The following is a 26,415-nucleotide window of genomic DNA, read 5'->3' on the forward strand; positions in this document are numbered from 1 at the left end:
CGAAAACGCCGGTTCGCCAACCCTCGTTCAACAATCATGGCTAACGGTCGAATTCTCGCGGAACCAAGTTTCAGGTCCGCAGTTATCTGATCGGACACATCGGACGCCCCCCAACCCCGATGTCGTCTGTGGCGGCCCGGCCTTAACGCCCCCCCCGACTGAGAAGTCGGGCCGCCCCCTTCTCCTTCAATCCAGTCGCAGCACCATGTCCCAGCGGTCGATGCCGGGCGCATAGCCGTCGGGCGTGACCGTCTCGGCCTCAAAGCCGAAGCGGGCGTAGAAGCCCTGCGTATGCTGGCTGGTGTTCAGGATCACCCGTCTGATCCCCGGCGTCGCCCGCGCCGCCGCCAGCCGCGCCTCGGTCAGCACCCGCCCCAGCCCCTGCCCGTGCAGCCCGTTGTCCACCATGCCCCAGCACAGGGCGACGCTGATCCCGTCCGGCTCCACCGCATGGCCGCCGCAGCCGACGATGCGTCCGTCCATCTCGATCACCTGATAGGGCCAGCGCAGGGCCTGATCCTCCAGAAAGCCGACAAAGCTGTCGCGCTCGCTCGCGTCAAAGAAGCGCGGCGTATTGCTGTCGAACAGGGCCAGACAGCCGGCCATGTCCTCGGCCCGATAGGTTCGCGATTGGGTCATCCCCCCTCCTACCACGCCCGTCGCGCTTGACCCCCACGCGGAACCGACTAGGTTCGCGCCGTTCTCCGGGGGGTCGCATTCGAGCGGCTGAGATTGGCGTAACCGCCTGACCCGTCGAACCTGATCCGGGTCATGCCGGCGAAGGGATGGGAAACGCTTTGGTCGCTGGCGGCTTTACGCCATGGGACCGCCTCGCCCGACGTCGGCGGACCTCTTGAAGCACAGAGGCCGCCATGAACATCGCCGTCACCCCGACCGCCGAAACGCCCGCAGAACCCAATATCGAACTGCCGCTGGCCGAAGCCCGCAAGGCCGTCGAGGCCGAGACCGGCCGCATCCCCACCGGCCCCCGCGCCGGCGGCGTGAAGGTCTATGTGGCGGGCGAACTCTTCCCCGACATCCGCGTCCCCTTCCGCGAGGTCGCCGTCCACCCCTCGGCCAACGAGCCGCCGGTGACGATGTATGACAGCTCCGGCCCCTACACCGACCCCACCGTGACCATCGACATCAAGAAGGGCCTGCCCCGCGTCAAATCCAGCTGGCAGCTGGACCGCGGCGACATCGCCCCCGTGGCCAATCCGCGCGAGGTCAAACCCGAAGACAACGGCCACGCCAGCGGCAAGCACCTGGCCCCCCGCTTCGACGTCTCCAACCATCAGGTCTTCAAGGGCGTCGAGGGCCGCCCGGTGACGCAGTACGAGTACGCTAAAGCCGGCATCATCACGCCCGAGATGGAATACGTCGCCATCCGCGAGAACCTGCGCCGCGAGCAGAACGCGCCTTGCATCCGCGACGGCGAAGACTTCGGCGCCTCCATCCCCGACTTCGTCACGCCGGAGTTCGTGCGTCAGGAAATCGCCCGCGGCCGCGCCATCATCCCGCACAACATCAACCACCCCGAAGTCGAGCCGATGATCATCGGCCGCAACTTCCTGGTGAAGATCAACGCCAACATCGGCAACTCGGCCGTCCTCTCCAGCGTCGACGACGAGGTCGACAAGCTGGTCTGGGCCACCCGCTGGGGCGCCGACAACGTCATGGACCTGTCGACCGGCCGCAACATCCACAACATCCGCGACTGGATCATCCGCAACTCGTCGGTCCCCATCGGCACGGTGCCCATCTATCAGGCGCTGGAGAAGGTGAACGGCATCGCCGAGGACCTGACCTGGGAGGTGTTCCGCGACACCCTGATCGAACAGGCGGAACAGGGCGTGGACTACTTCACCATCCACGCGGGCGTGCGCCTGCCCTTCGTGCCGATGACGGCCAAGCGCGTGACGGGCATCGTCTCGCGCGGCGGCTCCATCATGGCCAAGTGGTGCCTGGCCCACCACAAGGAGAGCTTCCTCTACGAGCACTTCGAGGACATCTGCGACATCATGCGGGCCTACGACGTCTCGTTCAGCCTCGGCGACGGCCTGCGCCCCGGCTCCATCGCCGACGCCAATGACGAGGCCCAGTTCGCCGAGCTGCGCACCCTCGGCGAACTGACCAAGATCGCCTGGGCCAAGGGCTGTCAGGTCATGATCGAAGGCCCCGGCCACGTGCCGATGCACAAGATCAAGGCCAACATGGATGAGCAGCTCAAGCACTGCCACGAGGCGCCCTTCTATACGCTTGGCCCGCTGACCACCGACATCGCCCCCGGCTACGACCACATCACCAGCGCCATTGGCGCGGCCATGATCGGCTGGTTCGGAACGGCCATGCTCTGCTACGTCACGCCGAAAGAGCACCTGGGCCTGCCCGACCGTCAGGACGTCAAGGACGGCGTCATCACCTACAAGATCGCCGCCCACGCCGCCGACCTGGCCAAGGGCCACCCCGCCGCCCGGATGCACGACGACGCCCTGTCACGCGCCCGCTTCGAGTTCCGCTGGGAGGACCAGTTCAACCTCGGCCTCGACCCCGAAACCGCCCGCAAATACCACGACGCCACCCTGCCGAAGGAGGCGCACAAGACCGCCCACTTCTGCTCCATGTGCGGCCCCAAGTTCTGCAGCATGAAGATCAGCCAGGACATCCGCAGGGACGCCCTCGCCCAGAACGACGCCGGCGCCAGCCTGGCCGCTCAGGAAGCCGAAGCCGGCATGGCGGAAATGAGCGCCAGGTTCAGGGCCGGCGGCGCGGCGATTGAGGTGAAGGTCTAACCGCCCCACTCACCCCGGCCCAAGCCGGGATCAGGACTATGGACGCGAGGCGGCTTCAGGCTAGCCTCGCGTCCGATCCTTACGCGGAGCGCTGACCATGAAGTCCCGCATTGACCCCGACACCATCGCCAAGGCGATGAAGGCCGCCACCGTCATCGCCAAGACCGGCACGCGCGAGGAACGGTCGGGCAAGTTCATCGCGCCGAAAGTAAAATCGGCTAGGCTTCCTTTTGCTCAACCTACCGCTCAGTAACGGGGCGAATGCGTTCATCCGTTGCCATCAATTCTTCCCCCGTATCCGACCCCAGGTCGATATGCGAGCCCTTCCAAATTCCTAGAAACTGAATCAGCCTCAGTAGCCGTAAGGCGGTACGTTGGAGGCCATGTGAGGGCGGTCAGCATTGGCCACAGCTCAATCACAGCCGACGTATCTGGGACCCATAGCGGGAACATGATATCGCGACGGTACACCCCGACCACGAACAACTCTCCGATTCCCCACGCTAGCAATTTCACGTTGGCGCTTGGCGGCGGGCCAGCTCCCACCCGCGTAAGGCCAATCGCAAATTCTTTCAGCGAGGTGGCCCAAGACCCTTCGCCACAATGGAACAACGACAGCGTAAGCGTTTCTGGAATCTGGTTGCGGTCGATCCAGAACGCCCGCCGCTCCGACTCGGTGAACACTTGACCACGGTCCAGGACCATCAGTTTTAGCGTCAACCAGCTCGTCAGAGTATTGGCGACCGCAGGGGAAATAACGACCTTCTCCCCGCGCATCATCGGCGTCAGGACAGGCCGAACGTCTTCCTCTAGAGCGCTCATCCAACCGTTGTTGCAGCCTTTGCACACGACGCGGCGAGTGGCTCCAACGATCGACCCTTGGCGCTCCATCTTAATCTCGGGATGGTAGGTTTCTCGATAACCCCCGGTGTATGCAACGACCTGCCAACGATCTGACAAATGCGGCAGAATGTTCTTCGCCCAAGCGGGCCACAAATGCTCTCGGCTCATGGAGCCTTGCCCGCAGAATACGCACTGCCCCTTTATTGATGGTCCGATTTTTCCCAATCTGCAGCGCCCCAAATGAGTAATTTTCGCGCTAAGCCCAAGTCCGAAGCCAAGCGCACTCGAAGCTAACCGTGCTGCCCTCCCCATGAAAATGGGGAGGGCAGCACCCCCGTCCGATCCTGACGCACCCGTCCTCCAACCTCCTTCCCGCAGGCAGGAGGAGGCGAGATGGACGACGCGCGGGAGGCATGCTGGCACGAGGCCGAGCCCCGGATCATCGCATCAGGGCGGTGGGAGCAGGATGAGCTCGGCGACATCAGCTACATCCCGGACCATGTCCGGCCCTCGACGGCCGAAGCCGCCGAGGCGGACGGGCCGCCTGTCGGCGACGCCGCCGAACCAGAGGCCCCCAATGGCGTCATGGGCGACGGCTTGGGCGACCCCACCGGCGACACAGGCTATCGCGTCCGCTCGGAGCGGACCTGGGCGGCGGCGCGGCGCGACTATCTGGCCGGAGACGCGGCCGAGGCCGTCTGCGCCCGCTACGACCTGAAGCTGGATTTCGGACGATTCAGACGAATTGGACTCTGCTTTTCTGGGTGAGGCAGACCCGCCCTAACCGGATCCTCCCCTGCGCAGCGGGGGAGGGGGACCATGCGCAGCATGGTGGAGGGGGCGAGTTCAGGCGCCGCGTCTCGAATTCCAAGCCCCGACCCGCGTCCTCTCGACAGAGGGTCGGGCCGTATCCGCCCCCTCCACCGCTACGCGGTCCCCCTCCCCCGCGATGCGGGGGAGGATCTAAGAGTCCCTAAACCTCCGCCGCGATCTTGCGCAGCGCCTCTTCAAAGGCCGCCGCCGGCTGGCCGCCGCTGATCAGGTACTTGCCCTCGACCACCACGGCGGGGACCGAGGTGATGCCCCGCGCGCGCCACAGGTCCTCGGCGCCGCGCACCTCGACGGCGTAGCGGCCAGAGGCCAGGACCTCGGCCGCCTCGGCCCGGTCCAGCCCCGCCGCCTCGGCGGCCTCGGTCAGGACGCGGGCGTCGGTGATGTTGCGGTTGTCGGTGAAGTGGGCGGTAAACAGGGCGCGCTTCAGCGCCTCCTGCTTCTCCGGCGCCGTCTCGTGGGCCCAATGCAGCAGGCGGTGGGCGTCGAAGGTGTTCCAGATGCGGCTCTCCGGCCCCATGCGCATGTCGAAGCCGACCTCGGCGGCGCAGGCGCGGATCATCTCGCGGTTCTGGGCCGACTGTTCGGGGGTGGAACCGTATTTGCGGCCGATGTGCTCGACGATGTTCTCGCCTTCCGGCGCGATCTGCGGGTTCAGCTCGAACGGCTGGAAGGCGATGTCAGCGCCGATCCCCTCGCCCTTCAGCGTCTCCAGCGCGGTCGTCAGCCCGCCCAGCCCCACGGCGCACCAGGGGCAGACCACGTCGGAGACGAAGTCGATCTTCAGGGTTTTCGGAGCGGGCGCGGCGTCGGTCATGAGGCGGTTCCTGGGGTTTGTTATCCGCACCATATGGTGTTGCTGATCGCCACCGCCAGCCCCTCTTTTGATGACGCGGCCAATGTCATGACGTATGGCGGAATCCACCCAGTTTCACGGAGCCCTCATGGATCGCCGCGCCTTCATCGCCGCCTCTTCCGCCGCCGCCGCGACCCTGGCCACGCCCGCCCTGGCCCGGACGCGCAACAGCACCGACCGGCTGCAGATCGGGGTCATCGGCGTCGGCCTGCGGGCGCAGAGCCTGATGCCCATCCTGCTCAAGCGCGACGACGTCGATATCGTCGCCATCTGCGACATCGAGCCCCTGATGATCGCCCGCGCCAAGGGCATGATCGCCGCCGCCGGCCGTCCCGCGCCGCGCGCCTATGAGGGGGCGCCGGACCGGGCCTATCTGGACCTGCTGGCCCACCCCGGCCTCGACGCCGTGGTCATCGCCACGCCCTGGGAATGGCACGCGCCCATGGCCATCGCCGCCATGGAGGCGAAAATCCCCGTCGCCTGCGAGGTCATCGCCGGGGTGACGCTGCAGGACCACTGGGACCTGATCGAGACGCACGAGCGCACCGGCACCCCCTATATGGTGCTGGAGAACGTCTGCTATCGCCGCGACGTCCTGGCGGCGCTGAACATGGTGCGGGCCGGCCTGTTCGGCGAACTGGTCCACCTGCAGGGCGGCTATCAGCACGACCTGCGCGCGGTGAAGTTCAACAGCGGCGACCCGCAGAAGCCCTATGGCGGCGGCGTCGAGTTCGGGCCGAAAGCCTGGTCCGAGGCGCGCTGGCGCACCTGGCATTCGGTCAACCGCAACGGCGAGCTTTACCCGACCCACGGCATCGGCCCGATCGCCAACTACATCGACCTGAACCGGGGCAACCGGATGGTCAATCTGACCAGCCATTCGTCCAAGGCGCGCGGCCTGCACGACTACGTGGTCAAGACCGGCGGGGCCGATCACCCCAATGCGGCGGTCAAGTTCAAGCTGGGCGACGTCGTCACCACCTCGATCACCTGCGCCAACGGCGAGACCATCCTGCTGCAGCACGACACCAGCCTGCCGCGCCCCTATTCGCTGGGCTTCCGGGTTCAGGGCACAGGCGGCCTCTGGATGGATCTGAACAAGTCGGTCCACATCGAGGGCCGCAGCCCGGCCCACCAGTGGGACGCGCAAGAGGCCTGGTTCGACCAGTACGATCACCCGCTGTGGAAGACCCATGAGGCCCTCGCCGCCGGGACCGGCCACGGCGGCATGGACTTCTTCGTCATCCACGCCTTCGTCGAGGCGCTGAAGGCCAAGGCGCCGATGCCGCTGGACATCTATGACGGCGTCAGCTGGAGCGCGATCACCCCCCTGTCGGAACAGTCCATCGCGGAGGGCAACCGCACCCTGGACTTCCCCGACTTCACCCGCGGCAAGTGGAGCGAGCGCAAGCCCGCCTTCGGCTTCGACGGGCGCTACTAGAAGGCTGGCGAGGGCCTCAGCCCCCCTTGCGGCCCATCAGGGGCGACAGCAGGCTGTTGACCTCGTCCATCTGACCGTGACCGATGGCGGCGCGGCGCTCCAGCGCGTCGGCGCGGGCCTGCAGTTCGCGGGCCTTCTCGGCGCGGGGGTCGTCCTCGGGCACGGCCTCCAGGGCGGGGCGGCGAGCCTCCAACTCGGCCAGCAGGGCGTCGAAGCGCGCCTGGTCCATGCCTTCGCCCTGCTCCAGCATGGCGATCGCCTCTTCCAGGGCGGCCTCGAAGGCGGTTTGTTCGGGCATGGCGGGGTCCCCAGTTATGCTCACGCTTTGTCAATGAGCGAACCGGGCGCCGGGTTCCGTCTCGACCCCATGGCGCGAAGCGTTTAGGCGTCGATTTTCCTCGCCCGTCCGACCGGAGCCCGCCATGCGGCCGATCTCGCTGTCCCCGTCAGCCGTTTGGGGCGCTGTTCTGGGCGCCGCCCTGCTGGCGGCCGCGTGCGAGCCGCGCCTGTCGCCGCCCGTCGTCGCAGCCGCCGCCGAGGGCGCGACCTGCGCCGTCCCCGCCGACCTGACGCCCGCCCGCCCCTATCGCGTGCCGGCGGACGAGGCGGCGCCCGACGTGCCGGTCGCCTTCAACATGCTGGCCGTCAGTTGGTCGCCCCAGGCCTGCCGCTCGGGCAAGGACTACCCGGACGAGCGCTATCAGTGCGCCCAGAACCAGTTCGGCCTGACCCTGCACGGCCTGTGGCCCAACGGCGCCGCTGACCGCCACCCGCGCTACTGCGCCGCCCCCGGCCCGGCCATCCCGGTCGCGACGGTGAAGAAGCACTTCTGCATGATCCCCTCGCCCTCCCTGCAGCAGCATGAATGGGCCGCCCACGGGACCTGCGGCTGGGACAGCCCCGAAGCCTATTTCGAACGGGCCGCGCGCATGTGGAACGGGCTGAACAAGCCCGATCTGGAGGCCATCCCCGAGGCCCGCCTGACCGCCGGCGCCATCCGCGACGCCTTCGTCGCCGCCAACCCCGGCCTGCCGCGCGACGGCGTCTTCATCGCCACCACCGACGGCTGGTTCCGCGAGGCGCGGCTCTGCTACTCCAAGGATTACCGCCCCATGCCCTGCCCGCGCGGCCTGGGCGCGCCCGACCGCGAGCGGTTGAAGCTGGCGCCCACTGGCGTCTCGGCAGACGTGCAAACGCCCCGTTAACCGAAGCGGCGCAGCCTCGGCTCCGCAGTCCTTGTGGAGCGCCGCCGATGTCGACCGTGCTGACCCAGAGCTATCGCCGCCAGCGCGACCATTTCGAGCCGAACGACCAGGACCCGCAGGAGCAGCGCCGCCTGCGCGGCCTGCTGGAGCAGATCGACTACGCCGCCTTCATCTCGAACCGCGAGGTCATCGGCCAGGCTCTGTCACGGGTCGATGTCGGCACGTTCCAGAAGCTGGCCGTCCTGACCGCCAACGCCCGCGCCCGCTGGGCCGCCGAGGCCCTGCGTCTGTCGGAATCCGGCTCGGCCGTCACCCCCGACCAGACCGCCCGCCTGACCGCCGCCCGCGCCGCCTACGAGGAACTGGCCGAGGTCTATGAAGCCCTGCGCCGCATGGTCGAACGCGGATACCTGACCTTGCGCTAAGCGTTGCCGTTCCCCTTATCCAGGGGCATGAAACTACTGCTCCCTTTATTCGCAGCCCTGCTTCTGCTCGCGGCTTGCGGTCCCTCGGATCGACCTGACGGCGCGCCTGCGCCCGTGGCCGACAATCGGGCGCTCACAGCCCTGTTCAACGCCGACCAAAGGGCGCGCAAGGACGGCGTCCCTGATCTGAAGGAAGGCATGATGGCAAGCATGGCCGACGCCGAGCGCCGGGACCAGGTCCGCGCCATGCTGGACCGGGACGAGGTTCGCTCCGGGACCGACTACCTGCGGGCGGGCGTCATCCTCCAGCACGGCGATCACCCGGACGACTATCTGCTGGCCCACGCCCTGGCGACCGCCGCCCTGAGCCAGGGCGAGGCGCGCGGCGCCAGGCTGGCCGCCGCCAGCCTGGATCGCTACCTGCTGGCGACGGGCCGACCGCAGATCTACGGCACGCAGTTCTTTGGGTCCTCGGATCAACCGTTCCGCCAGAGCGCCCTCGACCGCGACCTGCTCACCGACGCCATACGCAAGGCGACCCTAGTGCCGCCCTTGGCCGAGCAGACGCCGCCGCCCAAACCCTAGTTCTGCTGATCTAGTCCAGCGGCTGGGGCTTGGTGACGACCGGGGCGTCGGGGTCCGTCTGGGTTGGGCGCGCGGCGGTCGGCGGCGGGCCGGCGGGCTGGACCGGCTGGGGCGCGGGGGCGATCACCACGACAGGCGGCGGCGCTGCAGGCGGCGCAACGGCTGGCGGCGGCGTGGCGGCGGACGGCGGCGCCGTGTTCGCGACCAGCGTTTCCGCGGATGCGGCGGACCGAACCGGCGCGGCGCGGGCCGGGCGAGGCCCGGGACGCGCGGCGGGCGCAGCGGGGGCGACGGCGGCGGCTTCAACCGGCGCGGCGTTCACGGGAGCGGCCAGGGGCGGCGAGGCTTCCAGCCTAGCCGCAGCAGCGGGCGCAACAGTCGCCGAGGGCGAGGCCGGTTCGCTGTTCGATCGGGCGACCAGCCAGGTCGCCAGCGGGGCGCCGATCACCACCACAGCAGCGGCGGCGACATAGAGGGGCGTGCGGCTGGCGCCCTTGCGGGTCGTGGCGCGCGACGTAGCCGGAGCCAGGGGCGTTTCCACCTTGGACGCAGCGGCGGCTGCGGGGCGGGGCGCAGGGGCCGATTGCGGCTGCGGCGCGACCGGCTTGGGCGCGGGCGCCGGGGCGCGCGCCGCGATCGGGGCCGCCGCGGCCTGCGGCAAGGGCCGGGGCGTGGTGTCGACCGGCGCGGCCGGGGCCAGGGGCGCGGCGGCGCGCGCAGGCTGCGGCGCGGGCGCCAGCGTCGGCATCGGGGCGGTGATCAGGGTCGGCGCGGCGGCCGGCTGCGGTGTGCGGCGTTGCGGCACCAGCGAGCCGCTGAAAACCCCGCCCGAGGCCGGGCGCGGCGCTGCGGGCGAAGGGACGGCTGGACGGGGCGCAGCTTTCGGGGCCTCAGCCTTGGGAGCCGGCGCTGCCGGCGGCATCAGGCCCGAGCCGCGCGGCAACGGTCCCGCGCGGAACGTGGTCTGGGGCGGGCGGCCCCACTGCACCTGACGGCGGGCGAAGGGTACGGACTGGTCGTCGGCGTCGGACATTCGGTCTCCGGCGCCGGGCGGCGCGCATCACGAAAGGATCGGCAGACCCCCAAACTGCGGAGCGAGTTCGGCGGTTTCGTGACGCGCGGGATCCGACCTAGTTCTTCAGCCGATAGCCGGTCCTGAAGATCCAGCCCACCACCGCCAGACAGGCGAAGAAGAAGCCCAGCGTCGCCGTCAGGCTGATGCCGACGCTGACGTCCCCCACGCCGTAGAAGGCCCAGCGGAAGCCCGAGATCAGATAGACGACCGGGTTGAACAGCGTCACGGTCCGCCAGCCGTCGGGCAGCATGTCGATCGAATAGAAGGCCCCGCCCAGGAAGGTCAGGGGCGTGACGATCAGCATGGGGATCACCTGCAGCTGTTCGAAATTCTGCGCCCAGACGCCGATGATGAAGCCGAACAGGCTGAAGGTGGTCGAGATCAGGATCAGGAAGGCCAGCATCCAGAAGGGGTGCAGGATCTGCAACGGCACGAACAGGGCCGCCGTCGCCAGGATGATCAGCCCCAGCACCGCCGACTTGGTCGCCGCCGCCCCGACATAGGCGATGACGATCTCCAGCGGCGACACGGGCGCCGACAGGATCTCATAGATGGTGCCGGTGAATTTCGGGAAATAGATGCCGAAGCTGGCGTTGAAGATCGACTGGGTGAACAGGCTGAGCATGATCAGCCCCGGCACGATGAAGGCGCCATAGGGCACGCCGCCGACCTCGCTCATCCGGCTGCCGATGGCGCCGCCGAAGACGACGAAATAGAGGGCCGTGGTGATCACCGGCGTGACGATCGACTGCCACAGGGTGCGCAGCGCCCGCGCCATCTCGAAACGATAGATGGCCCAGACGCCATGTCCGTTGAACGTCATCACGCGGCCTCTCCGTTGCGGTGGACCAGGCTGACGAAGATGTCTTCCAGCGAGCTCTGGCGGGTGTTCAGATCCTTGAAGGCGATGCCCATGTCCGACAGGCGGCGCAGCAGGGACGGCACTCCGGTCTTCTCGGCGTGGGCGTCAAAGGCGTATTCCAGTTCGCCGCCTTCGTTCTTCAGGCTCAGGTCCCATTCGGCCAGTTCGGCCGGAATCACAGCCATCGGCTCCTGCAGATTCAGGGTCAGGGTCTTCTTGCCCAGCTTCTTCATCAGGTCGGCGGTCTTCTCGACCAGGATCAGTTCGCCCTTGAGGATGACCCCCACCCGGTCGGCCATCTCCTCGGCCTCCTCGATATAGTGGGTGGTCAGGATGATGGTGACGCCCTGATCGCGCAAGCGACGCACCAGGGTCCACATGTCGCGGCGCAGCTCCACGTCCACGCCCGCCGTCGGCTCGTCCAGGAACAGGATGTCGGGCTCGTGGCTCAGGGCCTTGGCGATCATGACGCGGCGCTTCATCCCGCCGGACAGGGTCATGATCTTGGCGTCCTTCTTGTCCCACAGGCTGAGGTCGCGAAGGACGCGCTCGATATGGGCCGGGTTCGGCGCCTTGCCGAACAGGCCCCGGCTGAAGGTGACGGTGGCCAGAACCGTCTCGAAGGCGTCGGTCGTCAGCTCCTGCGGCACCAGGCCGATCTTGGTGCGGGCGGCGCGATAGTCCTTCTGGATGTCATGGCCGTCCGCCGTCACCGTCCCGGTCGAGGGGGTGACGATGCCGCAGACGATGGAGATCATCGTCGTCTTGCCCGCCCCGTTCGGCCCCAGCAGGGCGAAAATCTCACCCTTCTCGATCTCCAGATCGACGCGCTTCAGCGCCTGAAGCCCAGACTTGTAGGTCTTGGTCAGACCTTCGATAGTGATGACGGATGTCATGGCCCCTCCCGGCAAGGCTTGGCAGATAGGAAGGCGCCGGGACGCGCTCAAGGCCCGTCATGGGCGACGTCGTCTGGCGCGTGACGCCCGCGCCGCGCGCCATGCAATCCGCCCCCTGAGCAAAGTCACGACGACCGGGCCCCATGTTCAACCACGGTCATCGCGCGCCCGACCGATTGACGTAACGGGAACTTTCCGCCGCCGACTACTGTAAGGCTCAAGCCGACCTTTCGCCCGAGATTGACCTTGCGTAACAGTCAGATGCGCAAGTTTGCGCGATAATCTCGGTCTGACGGCGTTTCAACGCGGTCTTCCGGTTGACCCGTCGCCGTCGCCCGTTCATCACCATAGGAACACAATCTAACGAGGGCGGAAGCGGCGATGGGTCTGGCAGCGAACATCCGGCGCGATATGAAGTTCGCGGGCGGGCTGTACCGCCTGCTGAAACGCATCAAGCCCATCACCCTCGACAGCGACGTCCTGCTCTGTGACGACCTCGAGGAGGCGGTCGACAAGTTCGGGGGCAACATCGCCATCCAGGACGAACAACGCAGCCTCACCTACCGCGAGTTCGAAGCCCTGGCGAACCGCTACGCCAACTGGGCCAAGGGCCGGAACCTGAAGCGCAGCGACGTCATCGCCCTGGTGATGCACAACCGGGCGGAATATGTGGCCGCCTGGTTCGGCTTCTCCAAGGTCGGGGTGGCCACGGCCCTGATCAACACCAATCTGACGGGCGCAGCGCTAGCCCACTGCCTGACCATCTCCAACGCCTTCAACATCGTCACCGACCAGGACAGCTGGCGCGCGGTGGAGGAGGCCCGCCCCTTCGTCGACCGCAATCTGATGGTCTGGGTCCACGGCCTGGCCGACGAGGACGAGACCAACGACCGCCGCGACATCGACAACGCCGTGCGCAGCGCCTCCTCGGTGCGGCCCGACAAGAGCCTGCGCCAGGGCCTGACCAACCGCGACACGGCCCTGTTCATCTTCACCTCGGGCACCACCGGCCTGCCCAAGGCGGCGCGCATCCCCCATTCGCGCGCTCGCACCTATATGCGCGCCTTCGCCGGGGCCACGGCCTCGACGCCCCAGGACGCTCTCTACAACTGCCTGCCGCTGTATCACTCGACCGGCGGCCTGGTCGGCGTCGGTTCGATCCTGCTGAACGGCGGGCGGATGATCGTTCGCCGCAAATTCTCCTCGACCCATTTCTGGCCGGACGTGAAGGCCACGGGCGCCACCATGTTCGTCTATATCGGCGAGCTGTGCCGCTACCTGGTCAACTGCCCGCCCAACGAGGACGAGCGCGCGCACAAGCTGCGCCTGGCCTTCGGCAACGGCCTGCGCCCCGACGTCTGGAGCGAGTTCCAGCAGCGCTTCGGCATCAAGGACATCATGGAGTTCTACGGCTCCACCGAGGGCAACGTCTCCCTGTTCAACTTCGACGGCAAAGCGGGCGCCATCGGCCGCGTGCCCAGCTATCTGAAGTCGCAGATCAACATCCGCCTGATCGCCCTCGACCCGGAAACGGGCGAGCCGCTGCGCCGCGCGGACGGAACCTGCCAACTGGTCTCGGTGGGCGAAACCGGCGAGGCCATCGGCCAGATCGCCTCGGACATCCGCCACGACTTCTCGGGCTATGCCGACAAGAAGGCCTCGGAAAAGAAGATCCTCACCGACGTCTTCAAGAAGGGCGATCGCTGGTTCCGCACCGGCGACCTGATGCGTCAGGATCGCGAGGGCTATTTCTACTTCATGGACCGGCTGGGCGACACCTATCGCTGGAAGGGCGAGAACGTCTCGACCGCCGAGGTCGAGCAGCGGCTGCATGACGCCCCGGGCGTTCAGGAAGTCATCGCCTACGGCGTCGCCGTCCCCGGTCAGGAAGGCAAGGCCGGCATGGCCGGGCTGGTGCTGGAGGGCAAGTTCGACCCCGCCGCCTTCGCCGCCTACGCCGACGAGCAACTGCCGCCCTATGCGCGCCCGGTCTTCCTGCGCCTGATGAAGTCGGCCGAGACCACCGGCACCTTCAAATACCGCAAGGTGGATCTGGTCGCCGACGGCTTCGATCTGGAGAAGGTCGAGGGCGCCGTCTATGTGCGGGGGGCCAAGGGCGCCTACCAGAAGCTGACCGCCAAGGCCTATGAGGCGATCCTCGACGGGACCACCCGCCTCTGAGTTTCCGTCCCAAACCGGGATCGACGAAACCCGCCCTTAAGCATTAACGCCGATAACGGGCGTCCTGAGTTTTCTCCCGCAGGACGTCCGACCGCCCCATGTTCCAGATTATCGGCATTGTCCTGCTGTTCGCCATGGTGTTCGGCAGCTACGTCCTGGCGGGCGGCAAGTTCGGCGTCATCATGCACGCCCTGCCGCACGAGTTCATGGCCATCGGCGGCGCGGGCGTCGCCGCCTTCCTGATCTCGAACAGCCTGCCGGTGATCAAGTCGTCGCTGGCCGGTTTCGGCAAGACCTTCGCCGGGCCGAAATGGAAGAAGCAGGACTACAAGGACCTGCTGTCCCTGCTGTTCCAACTAACCAAGACGATGAAGTCGAAGGGCGTCATCGCCCTGGAAAGCCACATCGAAAAGCCGGCCGAGAGCACCATCTTCCAGAAGTACCCCAAGGTGCTGAAGGACCACTTCGCCGTCGACTTCATCTGCGACACCCTGCGGATGATGACCATGAACCTCGAGGATCCGCACCAGATCGAGGACGCCATGGAAAAGCAGCTCGAGAAGCATCACCACGAGCATCTCGAAGCCGCCCACGCCCTGCAGAACCTGGCCGACGGCCTGCCCGCGCTCGGCATCGTCGCCGCCGTTCTGGGCATCGTGAAGACCATGGGTTCGATCACCGAGCCGCCGGAAGTCCTGGGCGGCATGATCGGCGGCGCCCTGGTCGGCACCTTCCTCGGCGTCTTCCTGGCCTATGGCCTGGTCGGTCCCTTCGCCGCGCGGCTGAAGGCCATCATCGACGAGGAAGCCGCATACTACAAAATCATCCGGTCGGTCCTCGTCGCCCACCTGCACGGTAACGCGGCCCAGATCTCGGTCGAGATCGGTCGCGGCGACATCCCCTCGACGGCCCAGCCCTCCTTTGCGGAAATGGAAGAAGCCCTGGCCGCGGCGCCGACGGACGCCTGATCGCCCCGCCGACGGGAACACAGTTCGCTCACGGCGGTTCTCCACAGGTCACGATCGCGTGCATCGCATCGCCTCGCCCGTGGAGTTCCGCATGAAAGCCCTTCCGCCCTATCTCGTCGGCCTCGGCGCCCTGCTGGCCCTGGCGGCCTGCAACGACACGCCGCCCCCTGCGCCTGCACCGCCGTCCCCGGTCGAGTCCGCCGCCCCGCCCGGCGAGGCCATGACGCCTTCGTCGCCGGACAGCGCCGCTCCGCCGCCCGGCGAATCGGCCGCGCCGCCCGCCCAGACGCCGCCGACCCCGCCCGAGGACAAGCCGCCGACCGATCCGATGAATCCGACGAAGGCGCCGATTCCTCCGGCCTGACATCGGACTTGTCGAACCCAGCAATCTCGCGTTACGCCTTGCGCCGGCGGGATCCTCCCGCCGGATACAGAAATCAAAGGGGCTATAGTCACATGACCATCCGTCGCCTGATGATCGTCGCCGCTGGGCTCAGCGCCCTGTCGCTGGCCGCCTGCCAGCAGCCGGCTGAGAAGACCGAAGAAGCCGCCGCTGTTGCGGATTCCGCCGCCGCCACGGCCACGGACGCCGCCGCGACCGCCGCTGACGCGGCTACGGCCGCTGCAGGGGCCGCCACCGACGCCGCCGCCTCGGCCGGGACCGCAGCCGAAAAAGCCGCCGACGCCGCCGGCGCCGCCATGACCCCGGCGCCCGCCCCGGCCGCTCCGGAGAAGGCTCCGGAAAAAGCCCCCTACTAAAAAATCCGACCCCCAAAAGCCGGTAAAAGGCCGCTCCGACTGGACGTCGGAGCGGCCTTTTCTTCATGGGAATAACGCGACTTCACGAACCCGTGAGAATTTCGCTTGCGGTTTCACTCACGATCCCGTTATCTCCCCTCAGCGAGGATTCATGATCTCGCGTTTCCCTTCTGAAGGATAAAAACTATGCGCATCACCGCTCTGATCGCCGCTTCGGCCGCCGCTCTGGCTCTGGCTGCTTGCCAACCCGCCGCCGACAAGGCTGAAGACGCCGCTGCCGACGCCACGGAAGCCGCCGCCACCGCCACGGACGCCGCCGCCACCGCCGACGCCGCCGCCACCGACGCTGCTGCCGCTGCTGGCGCCGCCACCGACGCTGCCGCCGCTGCTCCGGCCGCTGCTGCCGACGCCGCTGCTGCTCCGGCCGCCGCTGCTCCGGCTGCTGCCGCTCCGGCCGCCGCTCACTAAGACTTACGTCTTGGATCGCGGACTTCGGTTCGCGATGCGGAAAGGGGTCGCCTTCGGGCGGCCCCTTTTTTCGTGCCCGCTATCCAGCCGCATGATGGGCGGCTAAAGCCCGGCCATGACCGACGACACGAGCGACGACGCCTCCCCCAAGTTGTTCTGGGCCGAAGACGGCTCCCCCCGCTCCGGCCGTTTCGGCGACGTCTATTTCTCCAAGGACGACGGCCTGGCCGAAACGCGCGCCGTCTTTCTCGAAGGTTGCGGCCTGCCCGAGGCCTGGAGTGGGGCCTGGGCCGACCGCGCCGACTTCACCGTGGCTGAACTGGGCTTCGGCACCGGGCTGAACATCGTCGCCCTGCTGGACCTGTGGCGCCGCACGCGCCCCTCGAACGGTCGGCTGCATGTCTTCTCCATCGAAGGCTTCCCCCTGAGCCGTGAGGAGGCCGCCCGCGCCCTGGCCGCCTGGCCCGAACTGGCCGAGACCGCGAACGCCCTGCTCGCCGTCTGGCCGGAAGGCACGCCCGGCTTCCATCGGCTCGACCTGCCGCAATGGAACACGACCATAGATCTGGCCGTCGGCGACGCCGAATGGGCGCTGAGCCAATGGTCCGGTCCCGCCGACGCCTGGTTCCTGGACGGCTTCTCGCCCGCCCTGAACCCCGGCATGTGGTCGCCTGAGATCATGGCCCTGATCGCCGCCCGTTCCGCCCCCGGCGCGCGGGTCGCCACCTTCACCGTGGCGGGCGCCGTGCGGCGCGGCCTGGCCGAGCACGGCTTCGTCGTCGAGAAGAAGCCCGGCCACGGCAGGAAGCGCGAACGGCTTGAGGCGCGCCTGCCCTCGCCGGCGCCCCAGCCCGCCCCCTCGCGCCACGTCGCGGTGGTCGGCGCCGGCATCGCCGGGGCCTCGGTCGCCCGCGCCCTGATCGCCAGCGGCGCCCGCGTCACGGTCATCGAGGCCGAGCGCCCCGGCGCCGGCGGCTCGGGCTTTCCCGCCGCCCTGGTCACGCCCCGCCTCGACGCGGGCGACGCCCTGATCGCCGGCTTTCACGCCCAGGCCCTGGAGCGCGCCCGCGCCCTCTACAGCGCCTTGCCCGACGCCGTGATCGCCGAAGGCGTGCTGCAACTGGAACAGACCCCGCGCGACGCCGCGCGCTTCGACAAGATCGCGGCCCAGGACCTCTGGCCCGTCGGGGCCATGACGCGCCTCGACGCCGAGGCCGCCTCCGACCGCCTGGGCGAAGCCGTCCAATCCGGCGGCCTGCTGATGCAGGGCGCGTTGGCCCTGCGGCCGTCGGCGGTGCTGGAGCCCTGGCTGGCGAGCGCCGAACGCCTGACCGCCCGCGTTGCCGCGCTGCTGCCGCAAGGCGAAGGCTGGCGCCTGGTCGACGCAGACGGCGCACTCATCGTCGAAGCCGAGGCCGTGGTCCTGACGGCGGGGTGGGGAAACGCCGCCCTGATGGGCGACATGGCGCCTGACCTGCCGCTCGCCCCCGTCGCTGGTCAGGCCGACTGGGTCGAAGGCCCGACCACCCCGCCCGCCGCCTGGGGCGGCTACGCCGTGCCCACCGGAACCGGCCTGCTGTTCGGCGCCACTCACGACCGGGGCCAGACCGATCTCGCGCCGACCGCCGAGGCCTCGGCGCGCAATCTCGCGACCCTGTCCGCCGCCCTGCCCGGCCTAGCCGTCAAGGTCGAGGCCGCAGACGCGGTCCAGAACCGCAAGGCGGTGCGCGCCACCACGCCCGACCGTCTGCCCATTTGCGGCGGCCTCGCCCTGCCCGGCCTCTACGCCCTGACCGGCCTCGGCTCGCGCGGCTTCTGCGTCGCCCCGCTGCTGGCCGAAGATCTGGCGGCGCAGATCCTGGACCGCCCGTCGCCCCTGCCTCGCGCCGCTCGACAGCGCCTGTCGCCAGGGCGTTTCACGGCCGGCTGACGCGACCTGGAAGCGGGTGCGGACAAGATGTGCCAAGACCCGCCGCCTGCATTACAGTGATCCCTCAACCTTTGGCCGGAGCACCATCATGTCGCGTTTGACGCCCTCCATTCTGATGATCGGCAGCCTTGTGCTGGCCGGATGCGCGCCGGCCTCGACCGATCAGATCGCCACGGCGACGCCCGAGCGCCAATGCATGTTCCCGGACGACGTTCAGAGTTTCCGCGTGCGTTCCACGGATCAGACCGTGTTCGTGCGCGGGACGAGCAATGCAGTGTTCGAACTTCAACCTGCGGGCGACTGTCGCGGGCTGAACGAAGCCATGCGACTGGCCATCGTCGATCAGGTCTCAAGGGTCTGCGCTGGTGACTGGACCATGATCGCGTCGCCTTCGTCCCCGGGGCCCTGCCGTGCGCGGATCGTCAAACGTCTGACCGCGGCCGAGGTCGCCGCCCTGCCGGAACGCGATCGGCCTTAGGCAACCCGGCGGCCGGGTCGGGCGCTTAGACAGCCAAGGTTCATCATCCCGCCCGTATGACGGCCGCAACGCTTTCACGGAGCCTCCCCATGTCGCGCCTTGCCCCCGCCCTTCTGGTCGCCGCCGCCGGCGTCGTCGCCCTGACCGGATGCGCCCCGACCGCGTCGCCCGAGCGCGCGGCGTCGGTTGCGCCAGAGCGCCAGTGCTTCTTCCAGAACCAGATCCAGAGCTTCCGCGTGCGGGACCAGGACATGTTCATTCGCGGGCCGGGCAAGGCGGTGTTTCAGTTGGAGACGGTCGGCTATTGCCGCGACCTGGACACCGCCATGGCGGTGGCCTTCCTGCCGCACGGCGGGTTGAACCGCCTCTGCACCGGCGACTGGACCCAGGTCGTGCCGTCCGGCGCAACGCCCCCGGCCACGCTCTGCCGTGCGCGCATCGTCAAGCGTCTGAGCGACGCCGAGGTCGCGGCCCTGCCGGAACGCGACCGCCCCTGACGGCGCCCCGTCGCCTGGGGATTACTTCGCGGTAATGGTGGTGTGCGAGGTTTGAGAACGGCTCGCGGAACGCTATGAAGCGTGGCTGTCAAACTCGCGTCCGGCGCCGGACTGAAGGTTCGCGCCCTCCCTGCACCGACCCTTCAAGGATCCTCGCACGTGGCGTACACACTTCGCATTCCGGCCGCCGCCCCGGCCTTGCTGCTGGCTGCGGCCGCCTCCCTGTCTCTGGCCGCCTGCGGCGGACACGGCGACGACAAGTCCAAAGCCGGCGACAAGCCCGCCGGGGCTTCGCGCCAGACGGTCAGCGTGGCGACCGCCGCCTCGGTCGCCCTGCCGCGCATCATTATCGCCTCGGGCACGGTGTCGGCCTGGGAAGAGGTGCCGGTCGGCGCCGAGACCGGCGGCCTGACCGCCGTCGGCGTCTATGTCGATGAAGGAAGCTACGTTCGTCAGGGCCAGACCTTGGTCAAGCTGAACGACGCCCTGCTGCAGGCCCAGCTGCGCCAGCAACAGGCGGGGGTGCAGACCGCCGAGGCCAACGCCGCCCGCGACGACGCCGCCCTGGGCCGCGCGCAGGAGCTGAAAGAGCGCGGCTTCCTCAGCCAGGCCTCGCTGGACGCCGCCCTGGCCGACCAGCGCGCCTCGCGGGCCAATCTGGCCTCGGCCCGCGCCTCCCTGTCGGAGACCCGCACCCGCCTGGCGCAGAGCGAAATCAAGGCCCCCGTCTCGGGCCTGATCATCAGCCGCAGCGTCACGCGCGGCCAGATCGTCGAGTCGGGAACCCAGCTGTTCCGCATGGTGCGCGACGGCCGGCTGGAGCTGGACGCTCAGGTGCCCGAGACCGATCTGCCCGTCGTCCGCGCCGGACAGACCGCGACCATCACCTCCAACGAGGGCCTGACCACCTCCGGCACGATCCGCATCGTCACTCCCGAGGTCGATGTTCAGACCCGCCTGGGCCTGGCCCGCATCAGCCTTGCGCCCGGCAGCGGCCTGAAGCCCGGAATGTTCGCCCGCGCGGCGATCGACGCCGGCGCCCAGCCCGCCACCGTGGTGCCGACCGGCGCGGTGCTTTACCGCAACAACAAGTCGGGCGTCTTCGTGCTGAACGCCGACGCCTCGGCCCATTTCCGCACGGTGACGGTCCTGTCGCGTCGCGACGACCAGACCTCGGTCAGCGGGATCGAGCCGGGCGCCCGCGTCGTGGTTCAGGGCGCCGGCTTCCTGAGCGAGGGCGACAAGGTGACGATCGCCGCTGCGCCCGCCGCCGCCCCCGCAGCGGCCGCTCCGGCCAAGAAGTAAGACCCGGCCATGAACAATATATCGTCCTGGGCCATCAAGAACCCCATCCCCATCATCCTGCTGTTCCTGCTGCTGACGCTCGCGGGCGTGACAGGCTTCATGGGGATGCGGATCAACAACAACCCCGACATCGACTTCCCCCTGGTCGCCGTCTCCGCCGCCCGTCCGGGCGCGGCCCCGGCCGAGATGGAGGTCCAGGTCACGCGGGTGATCGAGGATTCGATCGCCGGCCTGTCGGGCGTGCGCCACATCTATTCCAACGTCACCGACGGCGTGTCCTCGACCACCATCGAGTTCGAGCTGGGCACCGACACGGAACGCGCCACTAACGACGTGCGCAACGCCATGAGCGGCGTACGCGGCTCCCTGCCCCAGGACATGCAGGAGCCGACGGTCCAGCGTATCGACATCACCGGCGACGCCCTGATCACCTATGTGGTCCGCTCGCCGACGATGACCCCGGAGCAGATCAGCTGGTTCATCGACAACGAGATGAGCCGCGCCCTGCTGGCCCTGGGCGGCGTGGGCGAGGTCAACCGCTCCGGCGGCGTCGACCGCGAGATCCGCGTCGAACTGGACCCCCAGCGTCTGGCCTCCTACGGCGTCACCGCCGCCGAGGTCAGCCAGGCCCTCAACAACGTCAACAACAACCTGCCGGGCGGCCGCGTCACCGTGGCCGGATCCGAGCGCGCCGTGCGCACCCTGGGCGCTGCCGGTTCGGTCGATCAACTGCGCGAGACCCTGGTGCCGCTGGGCGGCGGCAAGAGCGTCCGCCTGGGCGATCTCGGCGCCGTCATCGACAAGTGGGGCGAGCCTCGCCGCCTGGCCCGCTACAACGGCCAGGAGGCCGTGACCTTCAACTTCCTGCGGTCGCGCGAAGCCAGCGAGGTCAAGGTCGCCGAAAAGGTCCGCGCCGAAGTCGCCAAGATCGACCAGGCCCACCCGGAGCTGACCATCGAACAGGTCACGTCCAGCGTGCAGTACATCGAGGAGAGCTACCTCGCCTCGCTGGAGGCCCTGCTGCTGGGCGCCGTCCTGGCGGTCATCGTGGTCTTCATCTTCCTGCGCGACTGGCGCGCGACCCTGATTGCGGCGACGGCCATGCCGATGTCGCTGATCCCGACCTTCGCCCTGCTCGGGCCGATGGATCAGTCGCTGAACGTCGTCACCCTGCTGGCCCTGTCGCTGACCATCGGCATCCTGGTCGATGACGCCATCGTCGAGATCGAGAACATCGTCCGCCACATGCGCGACGGCAAACCGCCCTACGACGCCGCCTTCGAGGCCGCCGACGAGATCGGTCTGGCGGTCGTGGCCACGACCGGCACCATCATCGCCGTCTTCGCCCCCGTCGGCTTCATGCCCGGCATCATCGGCCAGTTCTTCAAGGCCTTCGCCCTGGCCGCCTGCATCAGCGTCTTCTTCTCGCTGGTGGTGGCGCGGACGCTGACGCCGCTGATGGCGGCCTATCTGCTGAAACACACCAAGCACGAGGACAAGGACCCCTTCTGGATGGCGGGCTATCTGCGCGCCCTTCACTGGTGCCTGGGCAACCGCTGGAAGGTCTTCGTCCTGGGCGGCGTCTTCCTGTTCGGCTCCATCTTCCTGTCGGTCGCGGCCAAGATGTCGTTCGAGTTCATGTCGCCCGGCGACGAAGGCCGCGCCGCCTTCCAGGTCGAACTGCCGCCCGGCTCGACCTTACGCCAGACCGACGCCGTGGTGGAGCAGGTCACCGCCAAGCTGCGCGCGCGACCCGAAGTCACCTCCGTCTACGCCGCCATCGGCGGCCAGGACGTGGGCCAGGCCAACATCTACGCCGACATGGTTCCCAAGGGCGAACGCGCCCTCAGCCAGCAGGCCTTCGCCCGCGTCATGGTCGATGAGCTGAAGCAGATCCCCGGCGCCCGCATCCGCGCCGGCATCGCCCAGCAGGGCGGGGGCCCCGGCGACGGCACCAGCTACACCTTCTCCATCCTCGGCGACGACCCCGTCGCCCTGGAAGCCGCGGCCCGCAAGGTCGAGGAGGAGATGCGCGGGGTGAAGGGGCTGGCCAATGTGGTCAACAGCGCCGCCATCGCCCGCCCCGAAATCCTGATCACGCCGCGCCCGGACGAAGCCGCCATGCTGGGCGTATCGGCGGGGGCCATCTCCCAGGCCGTGCGCGTCGCCACCATCGGCGACATCGAGCAGAACCTGCCCAAGTACAACCTGGGCGACCGGCAGATCCCGATCCGGCTGCAGTTGACCGAGGCCGCGCGCGAGGACCTGAACGTGCTGGAGAACCTGCGCGTCCCGACCGCCTCGGGCGCCGCCGTGCCGCTCAGCGCCGTGGCCGACATCGCGTTCGGCGCCGGCCCGGCCACGGTCAGCCGTCAGGACCGCTCGCGCATCGCCTCGATCACGGCCGAGCTGGACGGCATCACCACCGGCGCGGCGGGTCAGGCCGTCAACCGCCTGCCCTCGGTGAAGACCCTGCCGGTCGGCGTGCGCCAGGTGCCCGCCGGCGACGCCGAGTTCATCCAGGAGATGCTGGTCGGCTTCGGCATCGCCTTCATCTCGGGCATCCTGCTGATGTACGCCGTCCTGACCCTGATGTTCAAAAGCTTCGCCTATCCGGTCACGATCATGGCCGCCCTGCCCCTGGCCATCGGCGGGGCCTTCATCGGCCTGGTCATCGGCGGCAAGAGCTTCTCCATGTCGGCCCTGATCGGGGTGCTGATGCTGATGGGGATCGCGGCCAAGAACTCCATCCTGCTGGTCGACTACATCATCGTCGCCGAGAAGGACGGCATGACCCGTCGCGAGGCCATCATGGACGCCGCCCACAAGCGGGCGCGCCCCATCCTGATGACCACCTTCGCCATGGGGGCCGGCATGGTGCCCATCTCGATGGGCATTGGGGCTGACGTCGAGTTCCGCTCGCCCATGGCCATCGCGGTTCTGGGCGGCCTGATCTCCTCGACCTTCCTGTCCCTGCTCTACATCCCGGCCTTCTTCACCATCGTGGACGATATCGCCGGCTGGGGACGTCGGATGTTGAGCCGGATGTTCGCCGGACAGCGCAAGCTGGCCGACGGCAGCCGGCCGGGCGAATCCCCCGCCGTCCTCCACGACTGAAAGCGCCGCAGCGCCGACCCAAGCCCCCGGAGAGCCATCTCCGGGGGCTTTCTCTTGGCTCCTGCCGCGCGTCCCGAGCGGCGCCCGCCGGATGGCCGTCCCTGATCAGATCCCCGTCGTGAGGTCCGCCTCAAAGAAAAGGCGGCCCGGATTGCTCCGGGCCGCCTCGCCTCCGCCCGCAGGCGATGGGTCGATCAGTATTTGACGCGCAGGGTCGCGCCGTAGGTGCGCGGCTGGCCCAGGAAGGCGTTGTAGGTCTGGGTGTCCCTGGTCGGGTCGTAGAAGGTGCCGTTCGGCTGGACCGTCGACTGGAAGGCCGAGCCTTGCAGCGGGGCGTTGATGGCCACCTGCTTGTACTCTTCGTCCGTCAGGTTCTGGGCCCACAGGTCCAGGCTCCAGCGGTCGTCTTCCGAACCCAGGGTGACGCGGCCGTTCAGCAGGGTCATGGCGTCCTGCATCTTGTAGGGCAGCAGATCCGACCCGGTGTTGAACTCGGTCGTGTACTTGGCCGACAGGTTGAAGCCCACCCTCAGGCCCATGCCGATCGAACGATCGAACGAAACCGAACCCGTCGTCGACCATTCCGGCGCAAACGACGCCCGCGCCCCCGGCAGCAGCGACAGCTGCGGGAAGTTGCCGGGGTTGGTCATGTCGGCGGCGGTGAAGACGCCGTACTTGGTGTCGGTGTAGGTCACGCCGCCGTTGAACGACAGGCCCTCGACCGGGGTGAACCAGACGAAGTCGGCGTCGAAGCCCTGCGACTTCAGCTCGGGGATGGATTCGACCACGAAGGCCGTGCCCAGGAAGGTGTTGAGCTGGAAGTCCTCGAACTTCTGATGGAAGTAGGTGACGTTCAGCAGGACCGTGCGGTCGAACAGGGTGTTCTTGAGGCCCAGTTCATAGCTGTCGACGGTTTCAGCCGGGAAGTAGAGCGAAGCCGTCGGCGTGACGCCGGTCTGCACGCGGTCCAGGTTGTAGCCGAACGACTTGTAGCCGTGGGCGTAGGAGCCGTAGGCCATGACGCTGTCGTTGAAGCGATAGCTGGCCTTGATCGTGCCGGTGAAGTCGCCGCCGGTGTTTTCTTCCGACAAACGACGGTTGTCATACAGCGGATTGGCCCACGGCAGACAGATGTTGCCGATCAGGCGCGGCCCGGTCGTGGCGCCGAACAGGCCCTGAATGGCCGCGGCGTTGGCCAGGGTTCCGCCGCAGGCCGCGCCGTTGGTGCCGACATTGTCCTGGATCGCCAGCAGACGCTTGTGATCCTGGGTGTAACGCAGGCCCAGGGTCAGATCGAGTTGGTCGGTCAGGCGGACCGTGTTGTTGGTGAAGAAGGCGAAGGATTCCGTGCTCTGGCTGTAGTGGTCGCGCACGCCCTCGCCGACGCCGAAGCCCGGTCCGGTCGCAGCCGTCGGGCCCGAAGGCGCCATGCCGCCCGTCGCCAGACAGCCGGCCAGACCGGCGACCGACTGGCCGGGACGGCTGAAGCAGCCGATGTCGTTGGGGCTGACCGGGAAGGCCGGGTTGGCGGCGTTCAGTTGCGACGACAGCAGCAGCGAAATGAAGGGCGTGTAGCCGGCCCCGTACAGGTAGCTGTCGGCGCGGCTGATGTCCTCCTTGGTGAAGAAGGCGCCGACCAGCCAGTCCATACGGTCGGTGGTCCCGGCCAGGCGGAACTCCTGGGTCAGGTTCTCCAGCTCGAAGCCATAGTTGCCGTCGTTGTTGCGATAGAGCAGGTCGGCGGTGGTGTAGTCGAGGTCCATGCCGTTGACCCCGTCCCAGTTCCGCCAGGAGCTGATCGAGGTGACGGTGGCGTTCCACGACGGGATGTCGATGTTGGCCTCAGCCGAGAAGCCCATGTCCTCCATCGTCTGGCCCGTGCCGCGGTTGGCGAAGGCCGTGCGCGAGAAGGGCAGAGGACCGAAACCGGGGGCCGGCGGACGCTGCTGCCCGCCGACGGCGGTGACGGCGCCGAAGGTCGGGCCGGTGCGGATCTGGGTCGAGACGCAGCAGTATTCGTCGCGCTTGGAATAGTCGGCGATCAGACGGATCGACACGTCGTCCGAGGGCAGGATCAGCAGCTGGCCGCGGGCGGTCCAGAAGTCCTGGTTCTGATCGTCCTTTTCCTGACGCGGGCCAGGGCCGGTGATCACGTCATAGAAGCCGTCGCGCTCGCGCTTGGCCATGTAGAGGCGGCCGGCGATCTGATCGGTGATCGGGCCCGTGACCGAACCCGCGATCCCCCAGGCGCCATAGTTGCCGTAGGTCGCCTCGGCGTTGAAGCCGGGGGTGAAGGACGGCGCCTCGGTGATGATGTTGATGACGCCGGCCGAGGTGTTCTTGCCGAACAGGGTGCCCTGCGGCCCCTTCAGCACCTCGATGCGGCTCAGTTCGCCCAGGTCGCCGAAGCCGACGCCGTTGCGCGAGCGATAGACGCCGTCGATGACCACGCCGACCGAGCTTTCCAGGCCGGGGTTGTCGCCGACCGTGCCGACGCCGCGGATACGGGCCGTGGTCGAGGCTTCCGACTGGGTCGAGGTGACGGTCATGCCCGGCGTCAGGATCTGCAGATCCTTGATGTCGCGCACCCCGGCGCCGTCCAGCGCCTCCTGCGACAGGGTCGTGACCACGATCGGCACGTCCTGCAGGCTCTGTTCGCGTTTCTGGGCGGTGACGATGATGTCGTCGACCGTGGTCGGACCTTCCTGGGCCGACGCGGCGCCGGCGAAGCCGAAGGCGACGACGCCGACGACGGCGGCCGACGCAGTGCTGCGAAGGATGTTGTTGAAACGCATAAGCGGCTCCCCGGCTCTATGGCCCGGCCGCCCGCGGCGACCGTGGCGATTCCTGTCCCTGTCGATCCACGCTCGTTGAGCGGCGTGAACTCTCCGTTGACAGGGG

Annotated in this window: 25 protein-coding genes and 1 riboswitch; of the genes, 17 read left to right on the forward strand and 8 right to left on the reverse strand. The window is 68.3% G+C overall.

Annotated features, from left to right (window positions below; all coding sequences use genetic code 11):
- Window positions 1-186: 186 nt before the first annotated feature.
- Entirely contained in the window at window positions 187-639 is a 453-nt protein-coding gene (locus tag AC3IS2_RS11780; RefSeq protein ID WP_489197971.1) for a GNAT family N-acetyltransferase, read from the reverse strand.
- Window positions 640-695: 56 nt separating this feature from the next.
- A riboswitch (TPP riboswitch) is annotated at window positions 696-804 on the forward strand.
- Window positions 805-872: 68 nt separating this feature from the next.
- On the opposite strand from AC3IS2_RS11780, the gene thiC reads away from it, so the two are divergent.
- Both thiC and AC3IS2_RS11790 read left to right on the forward strand, forming a co-directional pair.
- Window positions 873-2,792 (forward strand): phosphomethylpyrimidine synthase ThiC, encoded by a 1,920-nt coding sequence (gene thiC / locus AC3IS2_RS11785; protein ID WP_489197972.1) that lies wholly within the window; start codon window positions 873-875, stop codon window positions 2,790-2,792.
- Between the two features lie 97 nt (window positions 2,793-2,889).
- Window positions 2,890-3,045: a hypothetical protein gene (locus AC3IS2_RS11790; protein ID WP_489197973.1), complete on the forward strand. Its 156-nt coding sequence runs from the start codon at window positions 2,890-2,892 to the stop codon at window positions 3,043-3,045.
- Between the two features lie 14 nt (window positions 3,046-3,059).
- On the opposite strand, the gene AC3IS2_RS11795 is transcribed toward AC3IS2_RS11790, so the two are convergent.
- Window positions 3,060-3,803 (reverse strand): hypothetical protein, encoded by a 744-nt coding sequence (locus AC3IS2_RS11795; RefSeq protein WP_489197974.1) that lies wholly within the window; start codon window positions 3,801-3,803, stop codon window positions 3,060-3,062.
- Window positions 3,804-4,028: 225 nt separating this feature from the next.
- Here AC3IS2_RS11795 and AC3IS2_RS11800 point away from each other — a divergent pair, with 225 nt between their 5' ends.
- Window positions 4,029-4,403 (forward strand): hypothetical protein, encoded by a 375-nt coding sequence (locus AC3IS2_RS11800; RefSeq protein WP_489197975.1) that lies wholly within the window; start codon window positions 4,029-4,031, stop codon window positions 4,401-4,403.
- Between the two features lie 205 nt (window positions 4,404-4,608).
- Here the strand turns inward: AC3IS2_RS11800 and AC3IS2_RS11805 are convergent, their stop codons facing one another.
- The gene (locus tag AC3IS2_RS11805) at window positions 4,609-5,283 is read right to left on the reverse strand and encodes a DsbA family oxidoreductase (RefSeq protein WP_489197976.1); all 675 of its coding nucleotides are present in this window, start codon (window positions 5,281-5,283) and stop codon (window positions 4,609-4,611) included.
- Window positions 5,284-5,410: 127 nt separating this feature from the next.
- On the opposite strand from AC3IS2_RS11805, the gene AC3IS2_RS11810 reads away from it, so the two are divergent.
- Window positions 5,411-6,763, forward strand: a complete 1,353-nt coding sequence (locus AC3IS2_RS11810; protein ID WP_489197977.1) for a Gfo/Idh/MocA family protein — start codon at window positions 5,411-5,413, stop codon at window positions 6,761-6,763.
- A gap of 16 nt (window positions 6,764-6,779) precedes the next feature.
- Here the strand turns inward: AC3IS2_RS11810 and AC3IS2_RS11815 are convergent, their stop codons facing one another.
- Entirely contained in the window at window positions 6,780-7,061 is a 282-nt protein-coding gene (locus tag AC3IS2_RS11815; RefSeq protein ID WP_489197978.1) for a hypothetical protein, read from the reverse strand.
- Between the two features lie 124 nt (window positions 7,062-7,185).
- Between AC3IS2_RS11815 and AC3IS2_RS11820 the strand changes: the two genes are divergently transcribed.
- The 3 genes from AC3IS2_RS11820 (at window position 7,186) to AC3IS2_RS11830 (ending at window position 8,978) form a co-directional block, all read left to right on the forward strand.
- A complete protein-coding gene (locus tag AC3IS2_RS11820) occupies window positions 7,186-7,968 on the forward strand; it encodes a ribonuclease T2 family protein (protein ID WP_489197979.1) in 783 nt (260 codons plus the stop codon).
- Between the two features lie 47 nt (window positions 7,969-8,015).
- Window positions 8,016-8,393: a hypothetical protein gene (locus tag AC3IS2_RS11825; RefSeq protein WP_489197980.1), complete on the forward strand. Its 378-nt coding sequence runs from the start codon at window positions 8,016-8,018 to the stop codon at window positions 8,391-8,393.
- Between the two features lie 114 nt (window positions 8,394-8,507).
- Window positions 8,508-8,978 (forward strand): hypothetical protein, encoded by a 471-nt coding sequence (locus AC3IS2_RS11830; RefSeq protein WP_489197981.1) that lies wholly within the window; start codon window positions 8,508-8,510, stop codon window positions 8,976-8,978.
- A gap of 10 nt (window positions 8,979-8,988) precedes the next feature.
- On the opposite strand, the gene AC3IS2_RS11835 is transcribed toward AC3IS2_RS11830, so the two are convergent.
- From AC3IS2_RS11835 to AC3IS2_RS11845, 3 genes are all read right to left on the reverse strand, one after another.
- A complete protein-coding gene (locus tag AC3IS2_RS11835) occupies window positions 8,989-10,011 on the reverse strand; it encodes a hypothetical protein (RefSeq protein ID WP_489197982.1) in 1,023 nt (340 codons plus the stop codon).
- Between the two features lie 97 nt (window positions 10,012-10,108).
- Window positions 10,109-10,876, reverse strand: coding sequence for an ABC transporter permease (locus tag AC3IS2_RS11840; RefSeq protein WP_489200148.1), 768 nt, complete (start codon window positions 10,874-10,876; stop codon window positions 10,109-10,111).
- Entirely contained in the window at window positions 10,876-11,811 is a 936-nt protein-coding gene (locus tag AC3IS2_RS11845) for an ABC transporter ATP-binding protein (protein WP_489197983.1), read from the reverse strand. The genes AC3IS2_RS11840 and AC3IS2_RS11845 overlap by 1 nt, the downstream gene beginning before the upstream one ends.
- 381 nt (window positions 11,812-12,192) lie before the next feature.
- Between AC3IS2_RS11845 and AC3IS2_RS11850 the strand changes: the two genes are divergently transcribed.
- The 10 genes from AC3IS2_RS11850 to AC3IS2_RS11895 all read left to right on the forward strand — a co-directional run bounded on the left by AC3IS2_RS11850 (window position 12,193) and on the right by AC3IS2_RS11895 (window position 23,514).
- Complete coding sequence (locus tag AC3IS2_RS11850) at window positions 12,193-13,992, forward strand: long-chain-acyl-CoA synthetase (RefSeq protein WP_489197984.1); 1,800 nt, start codon at window positions 12,193-12,195, stop codon at window positions 13,990-13,992.
- A gap of 98 nt (window positions 13,993-14,090) precedes the next feature.
- On the forward strand, window positions 14,091-14,960 hold the full coding sequence (motA, locus tag AC3IS2_RS11855) for a flagellar motor stator protein MotA (RefSeq protein ID WP_489197985.1): 870 nt from the start codon (window positions 14,091-14,093) through the stop codon (window positions 14,958-14,960).
- A 91-nt stretch (window positions 14,961-15,051) separates the two neighbouring features.
- Window positions 15,052-15,324 carry a hypothetical protein gene (locus AC3IS2_RS11860; protein WP_489197986.1) on the forward strand — a complete coding sequence of 91 codons (273 nt, stop codon included), beginning with the start codon at window positions 15,052-15,054 and terminating at the stop codon, window positions 15,322-15,324.
- A 92-nt stretch (window positions 15,325-15,416) separates the two neighbouring features.
- On the forward strand, window positions 15,417-15,719 hold the full coding sequence (locus AC3IS2_RS11865; RefSeq protein WP_489197987.1) for a hypothetical protein: 303 nt from the start codon (window positions 15,417-15,419) through the stop codon (window positions 15,717-15,719).
- Window positions 15,720-15,905: 186 nt separating this feature from the next.
- Window positions 15,906-16,187, forward strand: a complete 282-nt coding sequence (locus AC3IS2_RS11870) for a hypothetical protein (RefSeq protein WP_489197988.1) — start codon at window positions 15,906-15,908, stop codon at window positions 16,185-16,187.
- 115 nt (window positions 16,188-16,302) lie between these two features.
- Window positions 16,303-18,117, forward strand: a complete 1,815-nt coding sequence (gene mnmC / locus AC3IS2_RS11875) for a bifunctional tRNA (5-methylaminomethyl-2-thiouridine)(34)-methyltransferase MnmC2/FAD-dependent 5-carboxymethylaminomethyl-2-thiouridine(34) oxidoreductase MnmC1 (protein WP_489197989.1) — start codon at window positions 16,303-16,305, stop codon at window positions 18,115-18,117.
- Window positions 18,118-18,205: 88 nt separating this feature from the next.
- Window positions 18,206-18,595: a DUF6491 family protein gene (locus tag AC3IS2_RS11880; RefSeq protein ID WP_489197990.1), complete on the forward strand. Its 390-nt coding sequence runs from the start codon at window positions 18,206-18,208 to the stop codon at window positions 18,593-18,595.
- An 89-nt stretch (window positions 18,596-18,684) separates the two neighbouring features.
- The gene (locus tag AC3IS2_RS11885) at window positions 18,685-19,092 is read left to right on the forward strand and encodes a hypothetical protein (protein ID WP_489197991.1); all 408 of its coding nucleotides are present in this window, start codon (window positions 18,685-18,687) and stop codon (window positions 19,090-19,092) included.
- A 159-nt stretch (window positions 19,093-19,251) separates the two neighbouring features.
- Window positions 19,252-20,397 (forward strand): efflux RND transporter periplasmic adaptor subunit, encoded by a 1,146-nt coding sequence (locus AC3IS2_RS11890; RefSeq protein WP_489197992.1) that lies wholly within the window; start codon window positions 19,252-19,254, stop codon window positions 20,395-20,397.
- A 9-nt stretch (window positions 20,398-20,406) separates the two neighbouring features.
- Window positions 20,407-23,514 (forward strand): efflux RND transporter permease subunit, encoded by a 3,108-nt coding sequence (locus AC3IS2_RS11895; RefSeq protein ID WP_489197993.1) that lies wholly within the window; start codon window positions 20,407-20,409, stop codon window positions 23,512-23,514.
- A 194-nt stretch (window positions 23,515-23,708) separates the two neighbouring features.
- Here the strand turns inward: AC3IS2_RS11895 and AC3IS2_RS11900 are convergent, their stop codons facing one another.
- Window positions 23,709-26,309 (reverse strand): TonB-dependent receptor, encoded by a 2,601-nt coding sequence (locus AC3IS2_RS11900; protein ID WP_489197994.1) that lies wholly within the window; start codon window positions 26,307-26,309, stop codon window positions 23,709-23,711.
- Window positions 26,310-26,415 lie beyond the last annotated feature (106 nt).

The sequence above is a fragment of the Brevundimonas sp. KH_025 genome (assembly GCF_057839885.1).